Annotated in this window: 13 protein-coding genes; 5 read left to right on the forward strand and 8 right to left on the reverse strand. The window is 64.2% G+C overall.

Annotation, left to right across the window (positions count from 1 at the left end):
* The 4 genes from ttgB (at position 1) to ACMGGG_RS18375 (ending at position 7,222) form a co-directional block, all read left to right on the forward strand.
* Positions 1 to 3,153 (forward strand): multidrug efflux RND transporter permease subunit TtgB, encoded by a 3,153-nt coding sequence (gene ttgB / locus ACMGGG_RS18360; RefSeq protein ID WP_054894499.1) that lies wholly within the window; start codon positions 1 to 3, stop codon positions 3,151 to 3,153.
* Positions 3,150 to 4,604, forward strand: a complete 1,455-nt coding sequence (locus tag ACMGGG_RS18365; RefSeq protein WP_414154181.1) for an AdeC/AdeK/OprM family multidrug efflux complex outer membrane factor — start codon at positions 3,150 to 3,152, stop codon at positions 4,602 to 4,604. Before ttgB ends, ACMGGG_RS18365 begins: the two co-directional genes overlap by 4 nt.
* A gap of 243 nt (positions 4,605 to 4,847) precedes the next feature.
* Positions 4,848 to 6,101, forward strand: a complete 1,254-nt coding sequence (locus tag ACMGGG_RS18370; RefSeq protein WP_414154182.1) for an OprD family porin — start codon at positions 4,848 to 4,850, stop codon at positions 6,099 to 6,101.
* 137 nt (positions 6,102 to 6,238) lie between these two features.
* Complete coding sequence (locus ACMGGG_RS18375) at positions 6,239 to 7,222, forward strand: LysR family transcriptional regulator (protein WP_112899049.1); 984 nt, start codon at positions 6,239 to 6,241, stop codon at positions 7,220 to 7,222.
* Here ACMGGG_RS18375 and ACMGGG_RS18380 read toward each other — a convergent pair.
* Positions 7,122 to 7,817, reverse strand: coding sequence for a Crp/Fnr family transcriptional regulator (locus ACMGGG_RS18380; RefSeq protein ID WP_054894503.1), 696 nt, complete (start codon positions 7,815 to 7,817; stop codon positions 7,122 to 7,124). The two genes, ACMGGG_RS18375 and ACMGGG_RS18380, sit on opposite strands and share 101 nt — an antisense overlap.
* A gap of 92 nt (positions 7,818 to 7,909) precedes the next feature.
* Here ACMGGG_RS18380 and ACMGGG_RS18385 point away from each other — a divergent pair, with 92 nt between their 5' ends.
* Positions 7,910 to 8,434 (forward strand): DUF962 domain-containing protein, encoded by a 525-nt coding sequence (locus tag ACMGGG_RS18385; RefSeq protein WP_054894504.1) that lies wholly within the window; start codon positions 7,910 to 7,912, stop codon positions 8,432 to 8,434.
* A 64-nt stretch (positions 8,435 to 8,498) separates the two neighbouring features.
* Here the strand turns inward: ACMGGG_RS18385 and pcaC are convergent, their stop codons facing one another.
* The 7 genes from pcaC to ACMGGG_RS18420 all read right to left on the reverse strand — a co-directional run bounded on the left by pcaC (position 8,499) and on the right by ACMGGG_RS18420 (position 15,355).
* Positions 8,499 to 8,891 carry a 4-carboxymuconolactone decarboxylase gene (gene pcaC, locus ACMGGG_RS18390; RefSeq protein WP_112899050.1) on the reverse strand — a complete coding sequence of 131 codons (393 nt, stop codon included), beginning with the start codon at positions 8,889 to 8,891 and terminating at the stop codon, positions 8,499 to 8,501.
* Between the two features lie 10 nt (positions 8,892 to 8,901).
* Entirely contained in the window at positions 8,902 to 9,693 is a 792-nt protein-coding gene (pcaD, locus tag ACMGGG_RS18395) for a 3-oxoadipate enol-lactonase (protein ID WP_054893779.1), read from the reverse strand.
* Positions 9,694 to 9,704: 11 nt separating this feature from the next.
* Positions 9,705 to 11,057, reverse strand: a complete 1,353-nt coding sequence (locus ACMGGG_RS18400; protein WP_065864245.1) for a 3-carboxy-cis,cis-muconate cycloisomerase — start codon at positions 11,055 to 11,057, stop codon at positions 9,705 to 9,707.
* 9 nt (positions 11,058 to 11,066) lie between these two features.
* The gene (locus tag ACMGGG_RS18405) at positions 11,067 to 12,356 is read right to left on the reverse strand and encodes an MFS family transporter (RefSeq protein WP_054893781.1); all 1,290 of its coding nucleotides are present in this window, start codon (positions 12,354 to 12,356) and stop codon (positions 11,067 to 11,069) included.
* Positions 12,357 to 12,528: 172 nt separating this feature from the next.
* A complete protein-coding gene (gene pcaF, locus ACMGGG_RS18410; protein WP_172964853.1) occupies positions 12,529 to 13,734 on the reverse strand; it encodes a 3-oxoadipyl-CoA thiolase in 1,206 nt (401 codons plus the stop codon).
* Complete coding sequence (locus ACMGGG_RS18415; protein ID WP_054893783.1) at positions 13,731 to 14,510, reverse strand: CoA-transferase subunit beta; 780 nt, start codon at positions 14,508 to 14,510, stop codon at positions 13,731 to 13,733. Before ACMGGG_RS18415 ends, pcaF begins: the two co-directional genes overlap by 4 nt.
* Positions 14,507 to 15,355 carry a CoA transferase subunit A gene (locus ACMGGG_RS18420; RefSeq protein WP_054893784.1) on the reverse strand — a complete coding sequence of 283 codons (849 nt, stop codon included), beginning with the start codon at positions 15,353 to 15,355 and terminating at the stop codon, positions 14,507 to 14,509. The genes ACMGGG_RS18415 and ACMGGG_RS18420 overlap by 4 nt, the downstream gene beginning before the upstream one ends.
* Positions 15,356 to 15,375 lie beyond the last annotated feature (20 nt).

Genomic DNA, 15,375 nt, shown 5'->3' on the forward strand with positions numbered 1-15,375 from the left:
ATGTCGAAGTTCTTTATCGATCGCCCGATCTTCGCCTGGGTGATCGCCTTGGTGATCATGCTGGTCGGGGCCCTGTCGATCCTGAAACTGCCGATCAACCAGTACCCCAGCATCGCGCCGCCGGCCATCGCCATCGCCGTGACCTACCCGGGCGCCTCGGCGCAGACCGTGCAGGACACCGTGGTACAGGTCATCGAGCAGCAGCTCAACGGTATCGACAACCTGCGCTACGTGTCTTCGGAAAGTAACTCCGACGGCAGCATGACCATCACCGCTACCTTCGAGCAGGGTACCAACGCCGACACCGCGCAGGTGCAGGTGCAGAACAAGCTCAACCTGGCCACCCCGCTGCTGCCGCAGGAAGTACAGCAGCAAGGTATCCGTGTCACCAAGGCAGTGAAGAACTTCCTGCTGGTGATCGGCCTGGTGTCCGAAGATGGCAGCATGACCAAGGACGACCTGGCGAACTACATCGTCTCCAACATGCAGGACCCGATCTCGCGGACTGCCGGCGTTGGTGACTTCCAGGTGTTCGGTGCCCAGTACGCCATGCGTATCTGGCTCGATCCGGCCAAGCTCAACAAGTTCCAGTTGACCCCGGTCGATGTACGTACCGCCGTCACTGCGCAGAACGTGCAGGTTTCTTCCGGCCAGCTCGGTGGCCTGCCAGCGATGCCAGGTACCCAGCTCAACGCCACCATCATCGGCAAGACTCGCCTGCAGACCGCCGAGCAGTTCGAGAAGATCCTGCTCAAGGTCAACAGCGATGGCTCGCAGGTGCGCCTGCGTGACGTCGCCAAGGTTGGTCTGGGCGGTGAGAACTACGCGGTCAGCGCGCAGTTCAACGGCAAGCCGGCTTCGGGCCTGGCGGTCAAGCTGGCAACCGGCGCCAACGCCCTGGATACCGCCAAGGCCTTGCGCAAGACCATCAGCGACCTCGAGCCGTTCTTCCCGCCCGGGGTCAAGGCAGTGTTCCCGTATGACACCACGCCAGTGGTCACCGAATCGATCAGCGGGGTAATCCACACCCTGATCGAAGCCGTGGTCCTGGTGTTCCTGGTGATGTACCTGTTCCTGCAGAACTTCCGCGCCACCATCATCACCACCATGACCGTTCCGGTGGTGTTGCTGGGCACCTTCGGCATCCTTGCGGCCGCAGGCTTCAGCATCAACACCCTGACCATGTTCGCGATGGTCCTGGCCATCGGCCTGCTGGTGGACGATGCCATCGTCGTCGTGGAAAACGTCGAGCGGGTGATGTCCGAAGAAGGGCTGCCGCCCAAGGAAGCGACCAAGCGCTCGATGCAGCAGATTCAGGGCGCACTGGTCGGTATTGCCCTGGTGCTTTCGGCGGTACTGCTGCCGATGGCCTTCTTCGGCGGCTCCACCGGCGTGATCTACCGGCAGTTCTCGATCACCATCGTATCGGCCATGGGCCTGTCGGTGCTGGTGGCACTGATCTTCACTCCGGCGCTGTGCGCGACCATGCTCAAGCCGTTGAAGAAAGGTGAGCACCACACGGCCAAGGGCGGCTTCTTCGGCTGGTTCAACCGTAACTTCGACCGCAGCGTAAAGGGCTACGAGCGCAGTGTCGGTACCATCCTGCGCAACAAGATCCCGTTCCTGCTGGCCTATGCGCTGATCGTGGTGGGCATGATCTGGCTGTTCACTCGCATCCCCACCGCGTTCCTGCCTGAAGAAGACCAGGGCGTGCTCTTCGCCCAGGTGCAGACCCCGGCCGGTTCCAGTGCCGAACGCACCCAGGTGGTCGTCGACAAGATGCGCGAATACCTTCTCAAGGACGAAGCCGACACCGTGTCGTCGGTGTTCACCGTGACCGGTTTCAACTTCGCCGGCCGTGGCCAGAGTTCGGGCATGGCGTTCATCATGCTCAAACCTTGGGGCGAGCGTTCGGCCGAGAACAGCGTGTTCAATCTCTCGACCCGCGCCCAGCAGCACTTCTTCAGCTTCCGCGATGCGATGGTGTTCGCCTTCGCACCGCCGGCAGTGCTCGAACTGGGTAACGCCACCGGCTTCGACGTGTTCCTCCAGGACCGTGCCGGCGTCGGCCACGAGAAGCTCATGGAAGCGCGCAACCAGTTCCTGGCCAAGGCCTCGCAGAGCAAGATCCTCTCCGCAGTGCGCCCCAACGGCCTGAACGACGAGCCGCAGTACCAGCTGATCGTCGACGATGAGCGCGCCAGTGCCCTGGGCGTCACCATTGCCGACATCAACAACACCCTGTCGATCGCGCTGGGTGGCAGCTACGTCAACGACTTCATCGATCGTGGCCGGGTCAAGAAGGTGTACATCCAGGGCGACTCCAGTGCCCGCATGAGCCCCGAAGACCTGCAGAAGTGGTACGTGCGCAACGGCCAGGGCGAGATGGTGCCGTTCTCCTCCTTCGCCTCCGGTGAATGGACCTACGGCTCGCCGAAGCTGTCGCGTTACAACGGCGTGGAAGCAGTCGAGATCCTCGGTGCCCCGGCGCCTGGCTACAGTACCGGTGAGGCCATGGCCGAGGTCGAACGCATCGTCGGCGAACTGCCGTCGGGCATCGGCTACTCCTGGACCGGCATGTCCTACGAGGAGAAGCTCTCCGGTTCGCAGATGCCGGCGCTGTTCGCCCTTTCGCTGCTGTTCGTGTTCCTCTGCCTGGCAGCGCTGTACGAAAGCTGGTCGATCCCGATCGCCGTCGTGCTGGTGGTGCCGCTGGGTATCATCGGTGCACTGATCGCCACCAGCATGCGCGGGCTGTCGAATGACGTGTACTTCCTCGTCGGCCTGCTGACGACCATCGGCCTGGCGGCAAAAAACGCCATTCTGATCGTCGAGTTCGCCAAAGAGCTGCACGAACAGGGCAAGAGCCTGTTCGATGCGACGATCGAGGCGTGCCGTATGCGTCTGCGCCCGATCATCATGACCTCGCTGGCATTCATCCTCGGCGTGGTACCGTTGACCATCGCCAGCGGCGCAGGCTCTGGCAGCCAGCACGCGATCGGCACCGGGGTGATCGGCGGCATGATCAGTGCGACTGTGCTGGCGATCTTCTGGGTACCGCTGTTCTTCGTAGCAGTGTCGTCGCTGTTCGGCAGCAAAGAGCCGCACACCGACGCCACCCCTGAAACTCCACGTAATGAGGCTGGGCAATGACCAAGTCTTTGTTGTCCCTGGCGGTAACCGCTTTCATTCTCGGCGGCTGCTCGCTTATTCCTGACTACCAGACCCCGGAAGCGCCGGTGGCCGCGCAGTGGCCGCAAGGCCCTGCGTACTCGCCGACCCAGTCGGCAGACGTGGCCGCCGCCGAACAGGGCTGGCGCCAGTTCTTCCACGACCCGGCGCTGCAGAAGCTGATCCAGACCTCGCTGGTCAACAACCGCGACCTGCGTGTGGCCGCGTTGAACATCGATGCCTACCGTGCGCAGTACCGCATCCAGCGCGCCGACCTGTTCCCGGCGGTCTCGGCCACCGGCAGCGGCAGCCGCCAGCGGGTTCCGGGCAACCTGTCGCAGACCGGCGAAGCGAACATCACCAGCCAGTACTCGGCAACGTTGGGCGTCAGCGCCTATGAGCTGGACCTGTTCGGCCGCGTCCGCAGCCTGAGCGAACAGGCCCTGGAGACCTACCTGTCCAGCGAGCAGGCACGTCGCTCCACGCAGATCAGCCTCGTGGCCAGCGTGGCCAACGCCTACTACACCTGGCAGGCCGACCAGGCGCTGCTGAAGCTGACCGAAGAAACGCTCAAGACCTACGAAGAAAGCTACAACCTGACCCGCCGCAGCAACGAGGTCGGCGTGGCCTCCGCACTTGACCTGAGCCAGGCGCGCACCGCTGTCGAAGGCGCGCGGGTCAAGCTGTCGCAGTACCAGCGTCTGGTGGCGCAGGACCTGAACAGCCTGACCGTGCTGCTGGGCACCGGTGTACCGGCGGACCTGCCGGCCTCGCTGAAGCTCGACGCCGACCAACTGGCCGACGTGCCAGCGGGCCTGCCGTCCGACCTGCTGCAGCGGCGTCCGGACATCCAGGAAGCCGAGCACCTGCTCAAGGCTGCCAATGCCAACATCGGCGCAGCCCGCGCGGCGTTCTTCCCGAGCATCAGCCTGACCGCCAACGCCGGTACCCTGAGCCCGGACATGGGCGGGCTGTTCAAGGGGGGGTCGGGGACCTGGCTGTTCCAACCGCAGATCAACCTGCCGATCTTCAACGCCGGCAGCCTGCGCGCCAGCCTGGACTACTCGAAGATCCAGAAGGACATCAACGTCGCCAAGTACGAAAAGACCATCCAGACCGCCTTCCAGGAAGTCTCCGATGGCCTCGCGGCGCGCAAGACCTTCGAAGAGCAGTTGCAGGCCCAACGTGACCTGGTTGCCGCCAACCAGGATTACTACCGTCTGGCAGAGCGTCGCTACCGCATCGGTATCGACAGCAACCTGACCTTCCTCGACGCCCAGCGCAACCTGTTCAGTGCCCAGCAGGCGCTGATCAGCGATCGCCTGTCGCAGCTGACCAGCGAGGTCAACCTGTACAAGGCGCTCGGCGGTGGCTGGTACGAGCAGACCGGACAGGTCAACCAGCAGGCTTCGGTGGACTCCCCCAAAGGCTGAGTGATCCGGCAACAGCATCAAGCCCACCCTCGAGGTGGGCTTTTTGTTTTCCGGTAACAACACCCCGCCTCACACAATGCGTTCGATTATCGCCCCGTTCCACTTCCGACGAATTGCTCGCCGCAGCTCCGATCACGCACCATCCTCCACGCAACGTTGCACAAGTTCATCAATAAAGCGTCGACCTGCAGCCTCCGGCCGCAGCGCTCCGACTCGCCCATAAAAACAAGAGATCCACGACAGATGAGCATTCTGCAACCCGCACGCCCCCTGCTGCCGGGCCTTCTGGCCATGTCCTGCGTCCTCCCCGCCCTCGCCGCCGACGGCGGCTTCGTGGAAGACGCCAAGGCCACCCTCAACCTGCGCAACTTCTACATCAACCGCAACTTCGTCGACCCCGCCAAGGCCCAGGGCAAGGCCGAGGAATGGACGCAAAGCTTCATCCTCGACGCCCGTTCCGGGTTCACCCAGGGCACCGTCGGCTTTGGCGTCGATGTGCTGGGGCTGTATTCGGTCAAGCTCGATGGCGGCAAGGGGACGGCCGGCACGCAGCTGCTGCCAGTGCACGACGATGGTCGCCCCGCCGACGACTTCGGCCGCCTGGGTGTCGCGCTCAAGGCCAGGATTTCACAGACCGAGCTCAAGGTCGGCGAATGGATGCCGGTACTGCCGATCCTGCGCTCTGACGATGGTCGTTCGCTGCCGCAGACCTTCCGCGGCGGCCAGATCACCTCCAGGGAGATCACCGGGCTGACCCTGTACGCCGGCCAGTTCCGTGGCAACAGCCCGCGCAACGACGCGAGCATGGAGGACATGGCGCTGTTCAGCCGCCCGGGCTTCACCTCCGACCGCTTCAACTTTGCAGGGGGTGAGTACAGCTTCAACGACAAGCGCACCCTGGTCGGCGTGTGGGACGCCCAGCTCAAGGATATCTACCGCCAGCAGTACTTCAACCTGGTGCACAGCCAGCCCTTGGGCGACTGGACCCTGGGGGCGAACCTGGGCTACTTCATCGGCAAGGAAGACGGCGCCGAGCGTGCCGGCAAGCTGGACAACCGCACCGCCTCGGCCATGCTTTCGGCGCGCTATCAGGGTCATACGTTCTATGTCGGTCTGCAGAAGGTCGGCGGCGATGACGAGTGGATGCGAGTCAACGGCACCAGCGGCGGCACCCTGGCCAACGACAGCTACAACGCCAGCTTCGAGAATGCCAAGGAGCGCTCCTGGCAACTGCGCCACGATTTCAACTTCGCCACCGTCGGCATCCCCGGCCTGACCCTGATGAACCGCTACATCAAGGGCGACAACGTGCATGTCGGCAGCATCACCGATGGCAAGGAGTGGGCGCGCGAGAGCGAACTGGCGTACGTGATCCAGTCCGGTACGTTCAAGGACCTGTCGGTGAAATGGCGCAACTCCACCATGCGCAGGGATTTCAGCACCAACGCCTTCGACGAGAACAGGCTGATCGTGAGTTATCCGTTCAGCCTGTTGTGAAAGTCGCGCCGCGCTTGGGGGGCGGGCTTACCCGCCCCTCTAAATAACAAAATCAGCTAAACAACTAACTAAACCATCGTTGACGGAATAAGCAACAAGGTCTAAAACGAGCCCTCTCTACTCCGCAGAATCTCGATATGGACCTTCGCCAACTGCGCTATTTCATCGCCCTCACCGAGTACCGCAGCTTCGTCCGCGCTGCCGAAGCCATGGGCATTACCCAGCCCGCGTTCAGTCGCGCCATCCAGGGCCTGGAGCAGGAGTTCGGCTGCGCCCTGGTCGATCGCGGCAACAAGGCGCTGCAACCGACCCCAGAAGGCCAGGTGGTGCTGCAACATGCCCGGCGCCTGGTTCAGGGGGCCGCACAACTGAGCAACGACGTGCTGCAGATGACCAAGCTCGACGCCGGCGAACTGCATTTCGGCAGCGGCCCAGCCCTGGCTGCACGACTGGTACCCGACGCCCTGCAGCAGTTCATCACCCAGCATCCGGGGATTCGCACCGAGCTGCTGGTGGACAATGCCGAACGTCTGGGCCAGGCCCTGCGCCGCGAGCAGATCGAGTTTTTCGTCGACGATATCCGCCCCTTCGAGGCCGACCCCAACTTCCACACCGAGCCCCTCAACCCGCGCCCGGGCCTGTTCTTCTGCCGCCCCGGCCATCCGCTGCTGGCCAAGGACAGCCTGTCGACCAACGATCTGTTCGCCTACCCCCTGGCCAGCGCCCTGCTCACCCCCGGTGTACGCAAGCGCCTGGCCAATCTCAGCGGACGCAGCGACTTCATCCCACACCTGCAGACCGAACACCTGGCAGTGCTGCGCAGCGTGGTGCTGGCCAGCGATACCCTCGGCAGCGCCAGCGAGGAAGCCGTGGCCGAGGACCTGGCCGCGGGGCGCCTGGTACGCCTGCACTGGCGCAACCTGCCGCCGGGGCTGGAAGTGCTGAGCGTGCGTTGCGGGGTGATCAGCCGCAGCGGCTATCGCCTGTCACCGGCAGCACGGGCGATGATCGATACCTTGGTCAGCCTGGATGCGCGGCCATCTCCCGCAGCCTCGGCGCATCGAGGATCAGCACTTCGCCATAGCCCAGTTGCACCACCCCCGCCTGCTCCAGCGCCTTGAGGATCTGGTTGATGGTCTGGCGCGACAGGGACAGCATCAGCGCCAATTGCTCCTGCGACAATTGCAGGCGCCATTGGGCAACATCGCGCTCGCCATAGCCTTCGGCGATCTGCAACAGCCGATGGGCCACACGCGGCCCCGCGGCCAGCAAGTGCTGCTGCTCAAGCGCGACGAACACCCAGCGCAGCTTGTGGCTCATCAGCAACGCCAGGTCGCGCCAGTGCTGCGGATGCTGCGCCAACCAGTCGAGCAGCGCTGCCTGAGGGATCCACAACAGCTGCGTGACACCTTCGGCAAAGGCATCGTGGGTGCGTGGCTGGCCGTCGAACAAGCTGATCTCGCCGAACCAGTAAGGCGGCTCGACCAACGTCAACAGCGCTTCCTTGCCCTCACGGCTGACCGCGCCGACGCGCATGGCACCCTCCAGCACCGCATACAAACCGCAGGGCGGATCACCACGCTGGAACAGGCACTGTCCGGCCGCCAGCTCACGTGAACGCGCCAATGCCAGCAGGCTATCCTGAACCTGAGCGGGCAACTGCCGAAACCACTGGCCGTGGCTCAACTGCGCACGCCAGGCTTGGGGGTTGTCCATGACACCTCTTCTGAACGGACTCTGTCGGCCAGGCGACAGACGACGGCGGATGAACGGGGCAAGCTGTCGCTACCCCTGATGGAGGAACAACAATGAAAAACCTCGTCGAACACCTGAGTCAATACGCGGCCTATCATCGCGACCCGCGCAACATCGCCACGCACTTCGTCGGCATTCCGTTGATCGTGCTGGCGGTCAGCATCCTGCTGTCACGACCCGGCTGGCCTGTTGCCGGCATCTGGCTGTCGCCAGCGCTGCTGGTGGCGGCAGCGTCGGTGTGGTTCTACCTGCGCCTGGACCTGCGCTTCGGGCTGGTGATGGGCGTGTTGCTGGGGCTGTGCCTGTGGGCAGGCGAATGGCTGGCGCTGCAAAGCACCGGGCTGTGGCTGAGTGCCGGGCTCGGGGCCTTCGTGCTGGGCTGGATCATCCAGTTCGTCGGGCATGCCTACGAGGGCAGAAAACCCGCCTTCGTCGACGATGTCAGCGGCTTGATCATCGGGCCACTGTTCGTGGTTGCAGAACTGGCGTTCATGCTTGGGCTGTGTGCCGGTCTGAGGCAGCAGGTGGAAGCCAACGCCGGGCCGGTAGCGGTGCGCGGGAAGAAGGCGGCGGTGTAGACGCTGGAACAGTGCTGAATTCTTCGCGGGCAAGCCCGCGAAGAATTCAGTGGGGATCTATGGCCTAGGCACGCGACTCGACCCCAAGCTCATCCCACACCGACTCGGCCAGGTGGAAGGTCGCATTGGCCGCCGGGATCCCGCAATAGATCGCGCTCTGCATGATCACTTCCTTGATCTCCTCGCGGGTCACGCCATTGTTGGCCGCCGCGCGCAGGTGCAACTTGAGTTCCTCGTTGCGGTTCATGCCAATCAACATGGCGATGGTAATCAGGCTGCGGGTGTGGCGTGGCAACCCCGGACGGGTCCAGATATCGCCCCAGGCGTGGCGCGTGATCATCTCCTGGAACTCGCCATTGAAGTCGTTGAGTTTCTCCAGGCTGCGGTCCACATGGGCATCGCCCAGCACCGCACGACGCACCTGCATGCCAGCGTCGTAACGTTGTTTCTCATCCATGGCGTACTCCTCAGCGGGCCAACAGGAAATCGAGCACGCGACGGCTGAACGGCTCGCCGACCTCGACATTGGACAGATGCGCAGCCAGGAAGCCGGTGTACTCGGCGCCTGCCACATGCTCTTGGATGTACAGGCCACCCGAGGGCGGCGTCACCGCATCGGCCTCCCCGGAAATCACCAGCAGCGGCGCGCTGATCGCTCCCAACTGATCGCGGAAATCGGCATCGCGCACCGCTCCGCAGTTGGCGGCATAGCCCTGTGGCGAAGTGGTTGCGAGCATGTCGGTGATGCGCTTGACCTGATCCGCGTGCTCGCTCGACCACGCCGGGGTGAACCAGCGCTCGATGGACGCATCACGCAACCCACGCATGGCCTCGGCGCCGTCGCGCAAGACCATTTCGATGCGCGGATTCCAGGTTTCAGGCGATCCGATCTTCGCCGCCGTGTTGCACACCACCAGACGCTGCAAACGCTCACCTGCATTGATGCCGAGCCACTGACCGATCAGGCCGCCCATCGACAACCCACAGAAATGCGCGCGCTCGATCTGCAGAGCATCCAGCAGCGCCAGCACATCACGCCCCAGTTGTTCGATGCTGTACGGCCCTTCGGTGACCAGCGAATCGCCATGACCGCGCGTGTCGTAGCGCAGTACTCGAAAGTGTTCGGTCCACAGCGGCATCTGGGTATCCCACATGTGCAGGTTGGTGCCCAGCGAGTTGGACAGCACCAGCACGGGGGCGTGCTCGGGACCTTCGAGTTGGTAGTTCAATACGCCATCGGCCAGTTGCAAATGCGCCACAGCGGTCTCCTTCAAGCAGTGAAACGTTGATGTTCGGCCACAGCACGCGCCACCCAGACGCGGGCCTGGCCGAGGTAATGGGCAGGGTCGAGCAACTGGTCGAGCGCTTCGCCAGACAGCTGTTCGGTGACCTGTGGCTCGTCGCCGAGCACGGCACGCAGGTGGCGCTGTTCGGCCACCGCGCGCTGGCAGCATTGCTCAAGCAGGTGATGGGCCTTGTCGCGCCCCAGACGCTGGGCCAGCACGATGCTCACCGCTTCGGCCAGCACCAGGCCTTGAGTCAGTTCAAGGTTGCGGCGCATGCGCTCGGCGTCCACCTCCATGCCCTCGGCGATCAGTTGTGCCTGGCGCAGGGCGCCGGAGACCAGGCAGCAGATGTCTGGCAGGGTCTCCCATTCGGCATGCCACAGGCCCAGGCTACGCTCGTGCTCCTGGGGCATGGCGGCGAACAGCGTCGACAGCAGCCCCGGCACGCGGGTCGCGGCGCCGATCAGCACCGCTGCACCCACAGGGTTGCGCTTGTGCGGCATGGTCGAAGAGCCGCCCTTGCCCGGCGCAGCAGGCTCGAACACCTCGCCAGCCTCGGTCTGCATCAACAGGCTGATATCGCGACCGAATTTGCCCAGGCTGCCGGCAATAAGGCCCAGCACCGAGGCGAACTCCACCAGGCGGTCGCGCTGGGTGTGCCAGGGCTGCTCGGGCAAGGCGAGGCCAAGTTGTGCCGCCAGCGCCTCGGCCACCGGCAATGCCTTGCTGCCCAGCGCCGCAAGGCTGCCAGAGGCCCCCCCGAATTGCAGGCACAACAGGCGCGGACGCAGCTCCTGCAAGCGCTGGCGGTGACGGGTCAACGCCCCGAGCATACCGGCCAGCTTCATGCCCAGCGTCACAGGCGTGGCGTGCTGCAGCCAGGTGCGCCCCACCAGCGGCGTGTCGGCATGCAGCAAAGCCTGGCGTGCGAGGGTGTCGGCGAGCTTTTCCAGATCTGCCTCGATCAACCCCAGGGCATCACGCAGTTGCAGAACCAGGCCAGTGTCCATCGCATCCTGGCTGGTAGCCCCCAGGTGCACATAACGCTCGGCCTCCGGCACGCCACTGGCAACCACCTTGCCCAGTGCCTTGACCAGCGGGATCGCCGAGTTGCCAGCCACCGCAATGGCCTGCGCCAGCGCTTGCACGTCATAGCGCTCGGCCTTGCATGCCGCCTCGATGGCTGCCACCGCGGTGTGCGGCACCAGCCCTGCGTCAGCCTCGGCGCGCGCCAGGGCAGCCTCGAAGTCGAGCATGCCCTGCAGGCGGCCATGGTCGCTGAACACCTCGCGCATGGCCGGGGCGGTGAAGTAGGCATCGAACAGTTGGTTGCTCATGCAACGTCCTTAGTGATCATGGTGCAGGTACGCCGCCTGCTTGGGCAGGCGCAGGCTGAACAGGAAGGCCACCGCCATCATGGCGGTCACATACCAGTAGAACGTGTTCTCCATCCCCAGCGTCTTCAAGCCCAGGGCGACGTATTCGGCCGAACCGCCGAAGACCGCGTTGGCCACGGCATAGGCCAGGCCCACACCCAAGGCACGCACCTGAGGTGGGAACATCTCGGCCTTCACCAGGCCGCTGATGGAGGTATAGAAACTGACGATGCACAGCGCGAGGGTCACCAGCACGAAGGCCATGAACGGGCTGGTCACGGTCTTGAGCGCCATCAGCAACGGCACGGTGAACAGAGTGCCCAGCGCGCCGAACAACAGCATCGAGTTACGTCGGCCGATACGGTCGGACAACATGCCGAACAGTGGCTGCAGGATCATGAACAGGAACAGCGCGCCAGTCATCACGAAGCTGGCGCTCTTGGCGTTCATGCCGGCCGTGTTGACCAGGTACTTCTGCATGTAGGTGGTGAAGGTGTAGAAGATCAACGAACCGCCAGCGGTATAGCCCAGCACCGTGATGAAGGCTGCGGCGTGGTTGCGGAACAGGCCACTGACGCTGCCGGCATCTTTATCCTGGCGAGTCTCGGCACTGCTGGTCTCTTTCAGCGATCGGCGCAGCATCAGCGAAATCAGCGCGGCGACGGCGCCGACCACGAACGGAATGCGCCAGCCCCAGGCGCGCAGTTCTTCTTCAGTGAGCAGTTGCTGCAGGATCACCACCACCAGCACCGCCAGCAACTGGCCGCCGATCAGGGTGACGTACTGGAACGAGGCGAAGAATCCACGCTGGCCGCGCAGGGCCACCTCACTCATGTAGGTCGCGGTGGTGCCGTACTCACCGCCGACCGACAGGCCCTGGACCAGTCGCGCAAACAGCAGCAGTGCCGGAGCCCAGGTACCGATGCTCGAATAGGTCGGCAGGCAGGCGATCAGCAACGAGCCTGCGCACATCATCAACACCGAGATCATCAACGAGTTCTTGCGCCCGTGACGGTCGGCCAGGCGGCCGAAAATCCAGCCACCGATGGGGCGCATCAGAAAGCCTGCGGCGAACACACCGGCTGTGTTGAGCAACTGCACCGTGGGGTCGTCGGAGGGGAAGAACGCCGGAGCGAAGTAAATGGCGCAGAAGGCATAGACATAGAAGTCGAACCACTCCACCAGGTTGCCGGAAGAAGCCCCGACGATGGCGAAGATACGGCTTTTACGCTCCTCGCCCGTGTAATGGATTGCGGTCATGGCGTGCTTACTCCTCGAGGGTTACCATCAATTCTAGACATACCCGGTAACACTCTCGTTCCGCTTGGGGGCTGACCATTAGCCTTATGTCTTGCAGGTCCGGCCTCTTCGCGGGCAAGCCCGCTACCACAGGATGGCGTGAGCGGCTTGCACACGAAGAGGACGGCACAGGTCAAACCCGCTCGATGGCCAGCGCCAACCCCTGCCCCACGCCGACACACATGGTTGCCAGGCCCTTGCGCCCGCCGCTCTTTTCCAGTTGGTGCAGCGCCGTCAGCACCAGCCGCGCGCCGCTCATGCCCAACGGATGCCCCAGGGCGATCGCTCCGCCATTGGGATTGACCTGAGGCGCATCGTCCGCCACGCCCAGCTCGCGCAGCACCGCCAGGCCCTGGCTGGCAAAGGCTTCGTTGAGTTCGATCACATCGAAATCAGCCACGGCGATACCCAGGCGCTCGGTGAGCTTGCGCACAGCAGGCACGGGGCCTATACCCATCACCCGCGGCGCCACGCCGGCACTGGCCATACCCAGGACACGGGCACGTGGGGTCAGACCGTGTTTCTTCACCGCATCGGCCGATGCCAGGATCAGCGCTGCGGCGCCATCGTTCACACCCGACGCATTGCCAGCAGTGACGGTCTTGTCCGCGCCATTGACCGGCTTGAGCCTGGCCAACGCTTCCAGGGTGGTATCCGGGCGCAGGTGTTCATCCTGCTCGACCAGGGTTTCGCCCTTCTTGTGGACGATACGCACCGGCACGATCTCTTCGGCGAAGAAACCTGCCGCCTGCGCGGCGGCGGCCTTCTGCTGGCTGCGCAGGGCGAAGGCATCCTGGTCGGCACGCGAGACCCGGTGATCGTCGGCAACGTTGTCGGCAGTCTCAGGCATGGCATCGACACCGTACTGAGCCTTCATCAACGGGTTGATAAAGCGCCAGCCGATGGTGGTGTCTTCGAGCTTCATGTTGCGCGAGTAGCCACTCTCGGCCTTGCCCATCACGAACGGCGCGCGCGACATCGACTCGACGCCACCAGCGATGGCCAGCTCCATCTCGCCACTGGCGATGGCGCGAAACGCCGTGCCGACCGCATCCATGCCCGAGGCGCAGAGGCGGTTGAGGGTCACGCCGGGAATGCTCTCGGGCAGGCCAGCTAGCAGCAGCGCCATGCGCGCGACGTTGCGGTTATCCTCGCCGGCCTGGTTGGCGCAGCCGAGAAACACTTCGTCGAGCTGATCCCAGCGAACCTGCGGGTTGCGCTCGACCAGCGCCTTGAGCGGCACCGCCGCCAGGTCGTCGGCGCGCACACCAGCCAAGGCGCCACCGAAACGGCCAATCGGGGTACGGATCGCGTCGCAGATGAATACGTCACGCATCAGGCTTCTCCTGCGCTCTGGCCATGGGCTGCTGCAGTACGGGCTTCAAGATCACGCAGGGCGGTCAATTCTGTCTCGCTCGGCTCGGCGGTGGCCTGCACGTCATCGGCAAAGCGAATCGCCCAGCCGGTGGCGGCGACGATCTGTTCGCGGGTCACGCCCGGATGGATCGAGGTAACGACGAATTCGTGGGTGCCGACTTCCGGCTCCATGATGCACAGGTCGGTGATGATGCCCACCGGCCCCTCGCCGGGCAGACCCAGGCGCTTGCGCGAATCGCCGCCCTCGCCGTGCCCGACCGAGGTGATGAAGTCGAGCTTGTCGACGAAAGCGCGCGGCGACTGCTTCAGAATGATCAGCACCTGCTTGGCGGAGCCTGCGATCTCTGGCGCACCGCCCGCGCCCGGCAGGCGAGTCTTGGGCGCGTGGTAATCACCGACCACGGTGGTGTTGATGTTGCCGAAGCGGTCGACCTGGGCGGCGCCGAGGAAGCCCACATCGATACGACCGCCCTGCAGCCAATAGCGGAAGATCTCGCCGGTCGGCACCACGGTGTCAGCGGTCTCAGCCAACTCGCCATCGCCGATCGACAGCGGCAACACACTCGGTTTGGCACCGATCGGGCCAGACTCATAGATCAGCACCACGTCGGGCGACGAGGTCAGGCGCGCCAGGTTGGCGGCCTTGGACGGCAGGCCGATCCCCACGAAGCAGACGGCGCCGTTACGCAGGCGACGGGCCGCGGCCACGGTCATCATTTCGGAGGTGGAGTAGCTCATTGTTCAGCCTCCAGCTTGCGCTTGAATTCGGTGAAGTCGGTGGTACCGCGGATGTAGGTGTCGATCCAGGCCGTGAAGGATTCGCGGTTGCGTGCGATCGGGTCCCAGGCCTGGTAGAAGCGGTTGTCACGCTCGTAGTAGCCATGGGCGTAGGACGGATGCGCGCCGCCCGGTACCAGGCACACTGCGCTGAGCGCCCAGGTCGGCAGTACGCAGGCGTTCATCGGCGCTTGCAGGTCGTCGACGATTTCCTCGACTGTGACGATGCAGCGCTTGGCGGCCAAGGCCGCTTCCTTCTGCACCCCGAGGATGCCCCACAGCAGCACGTTGCCCTTGCGGTCGGCTTTCTGCGCGTGGATCACGGTGACATCCGGGCGAACCGAAGGCACGGCAGCCAGCACTTCGCCCGTGAAAGGGCAAGTGACCGACTTGATCAGCGGGTTGACCTTGGGCAGGTCGGAGCCGGCGTAGGCACGCAATACCGCGAACGGCAGGCCGGAGGCGCCGGCAACGTAGGCGTTGGCCAGGTCGGCATGGCTGTGCTCTTCGATCTCGATCGCGTGCGGCCATTGTTTCTCCACGGCGTCGCGCAGGCGATGCAGCGAGCCGACCCCCGGGTTGCCGCCCCACGAGAAGATCAGTTTGCGCGCACAACCGGCACCGATCAGTTGGTCGTAGATCAGGTCCGGGGTCATGCGCACCAGCGTGAGGTCGCGTTTGCCCTGGCGGATGATTTCGTGACCGGCGGCGGTCGGAATCAGGTGGGTGAAACCTTCGAGGGCAACGCTGTCGCCGTCGTGGACGAACTGCTTCACGGCATCATGAAGCGAGAGGATTGCTGCCATTGGAGACTCCTGGTCAGGCT

Source organism: Pseudomonas sp. BNK-44-b (assembly GCF_047456245.1).
Classification (GTDB): Bacteria; Pseudomonadota; Gammaproteobacteria; order Pseudomonadales; family Pseudomonadaceae; genus Aquipseudomonas; species Aquipseudomonas machongensis.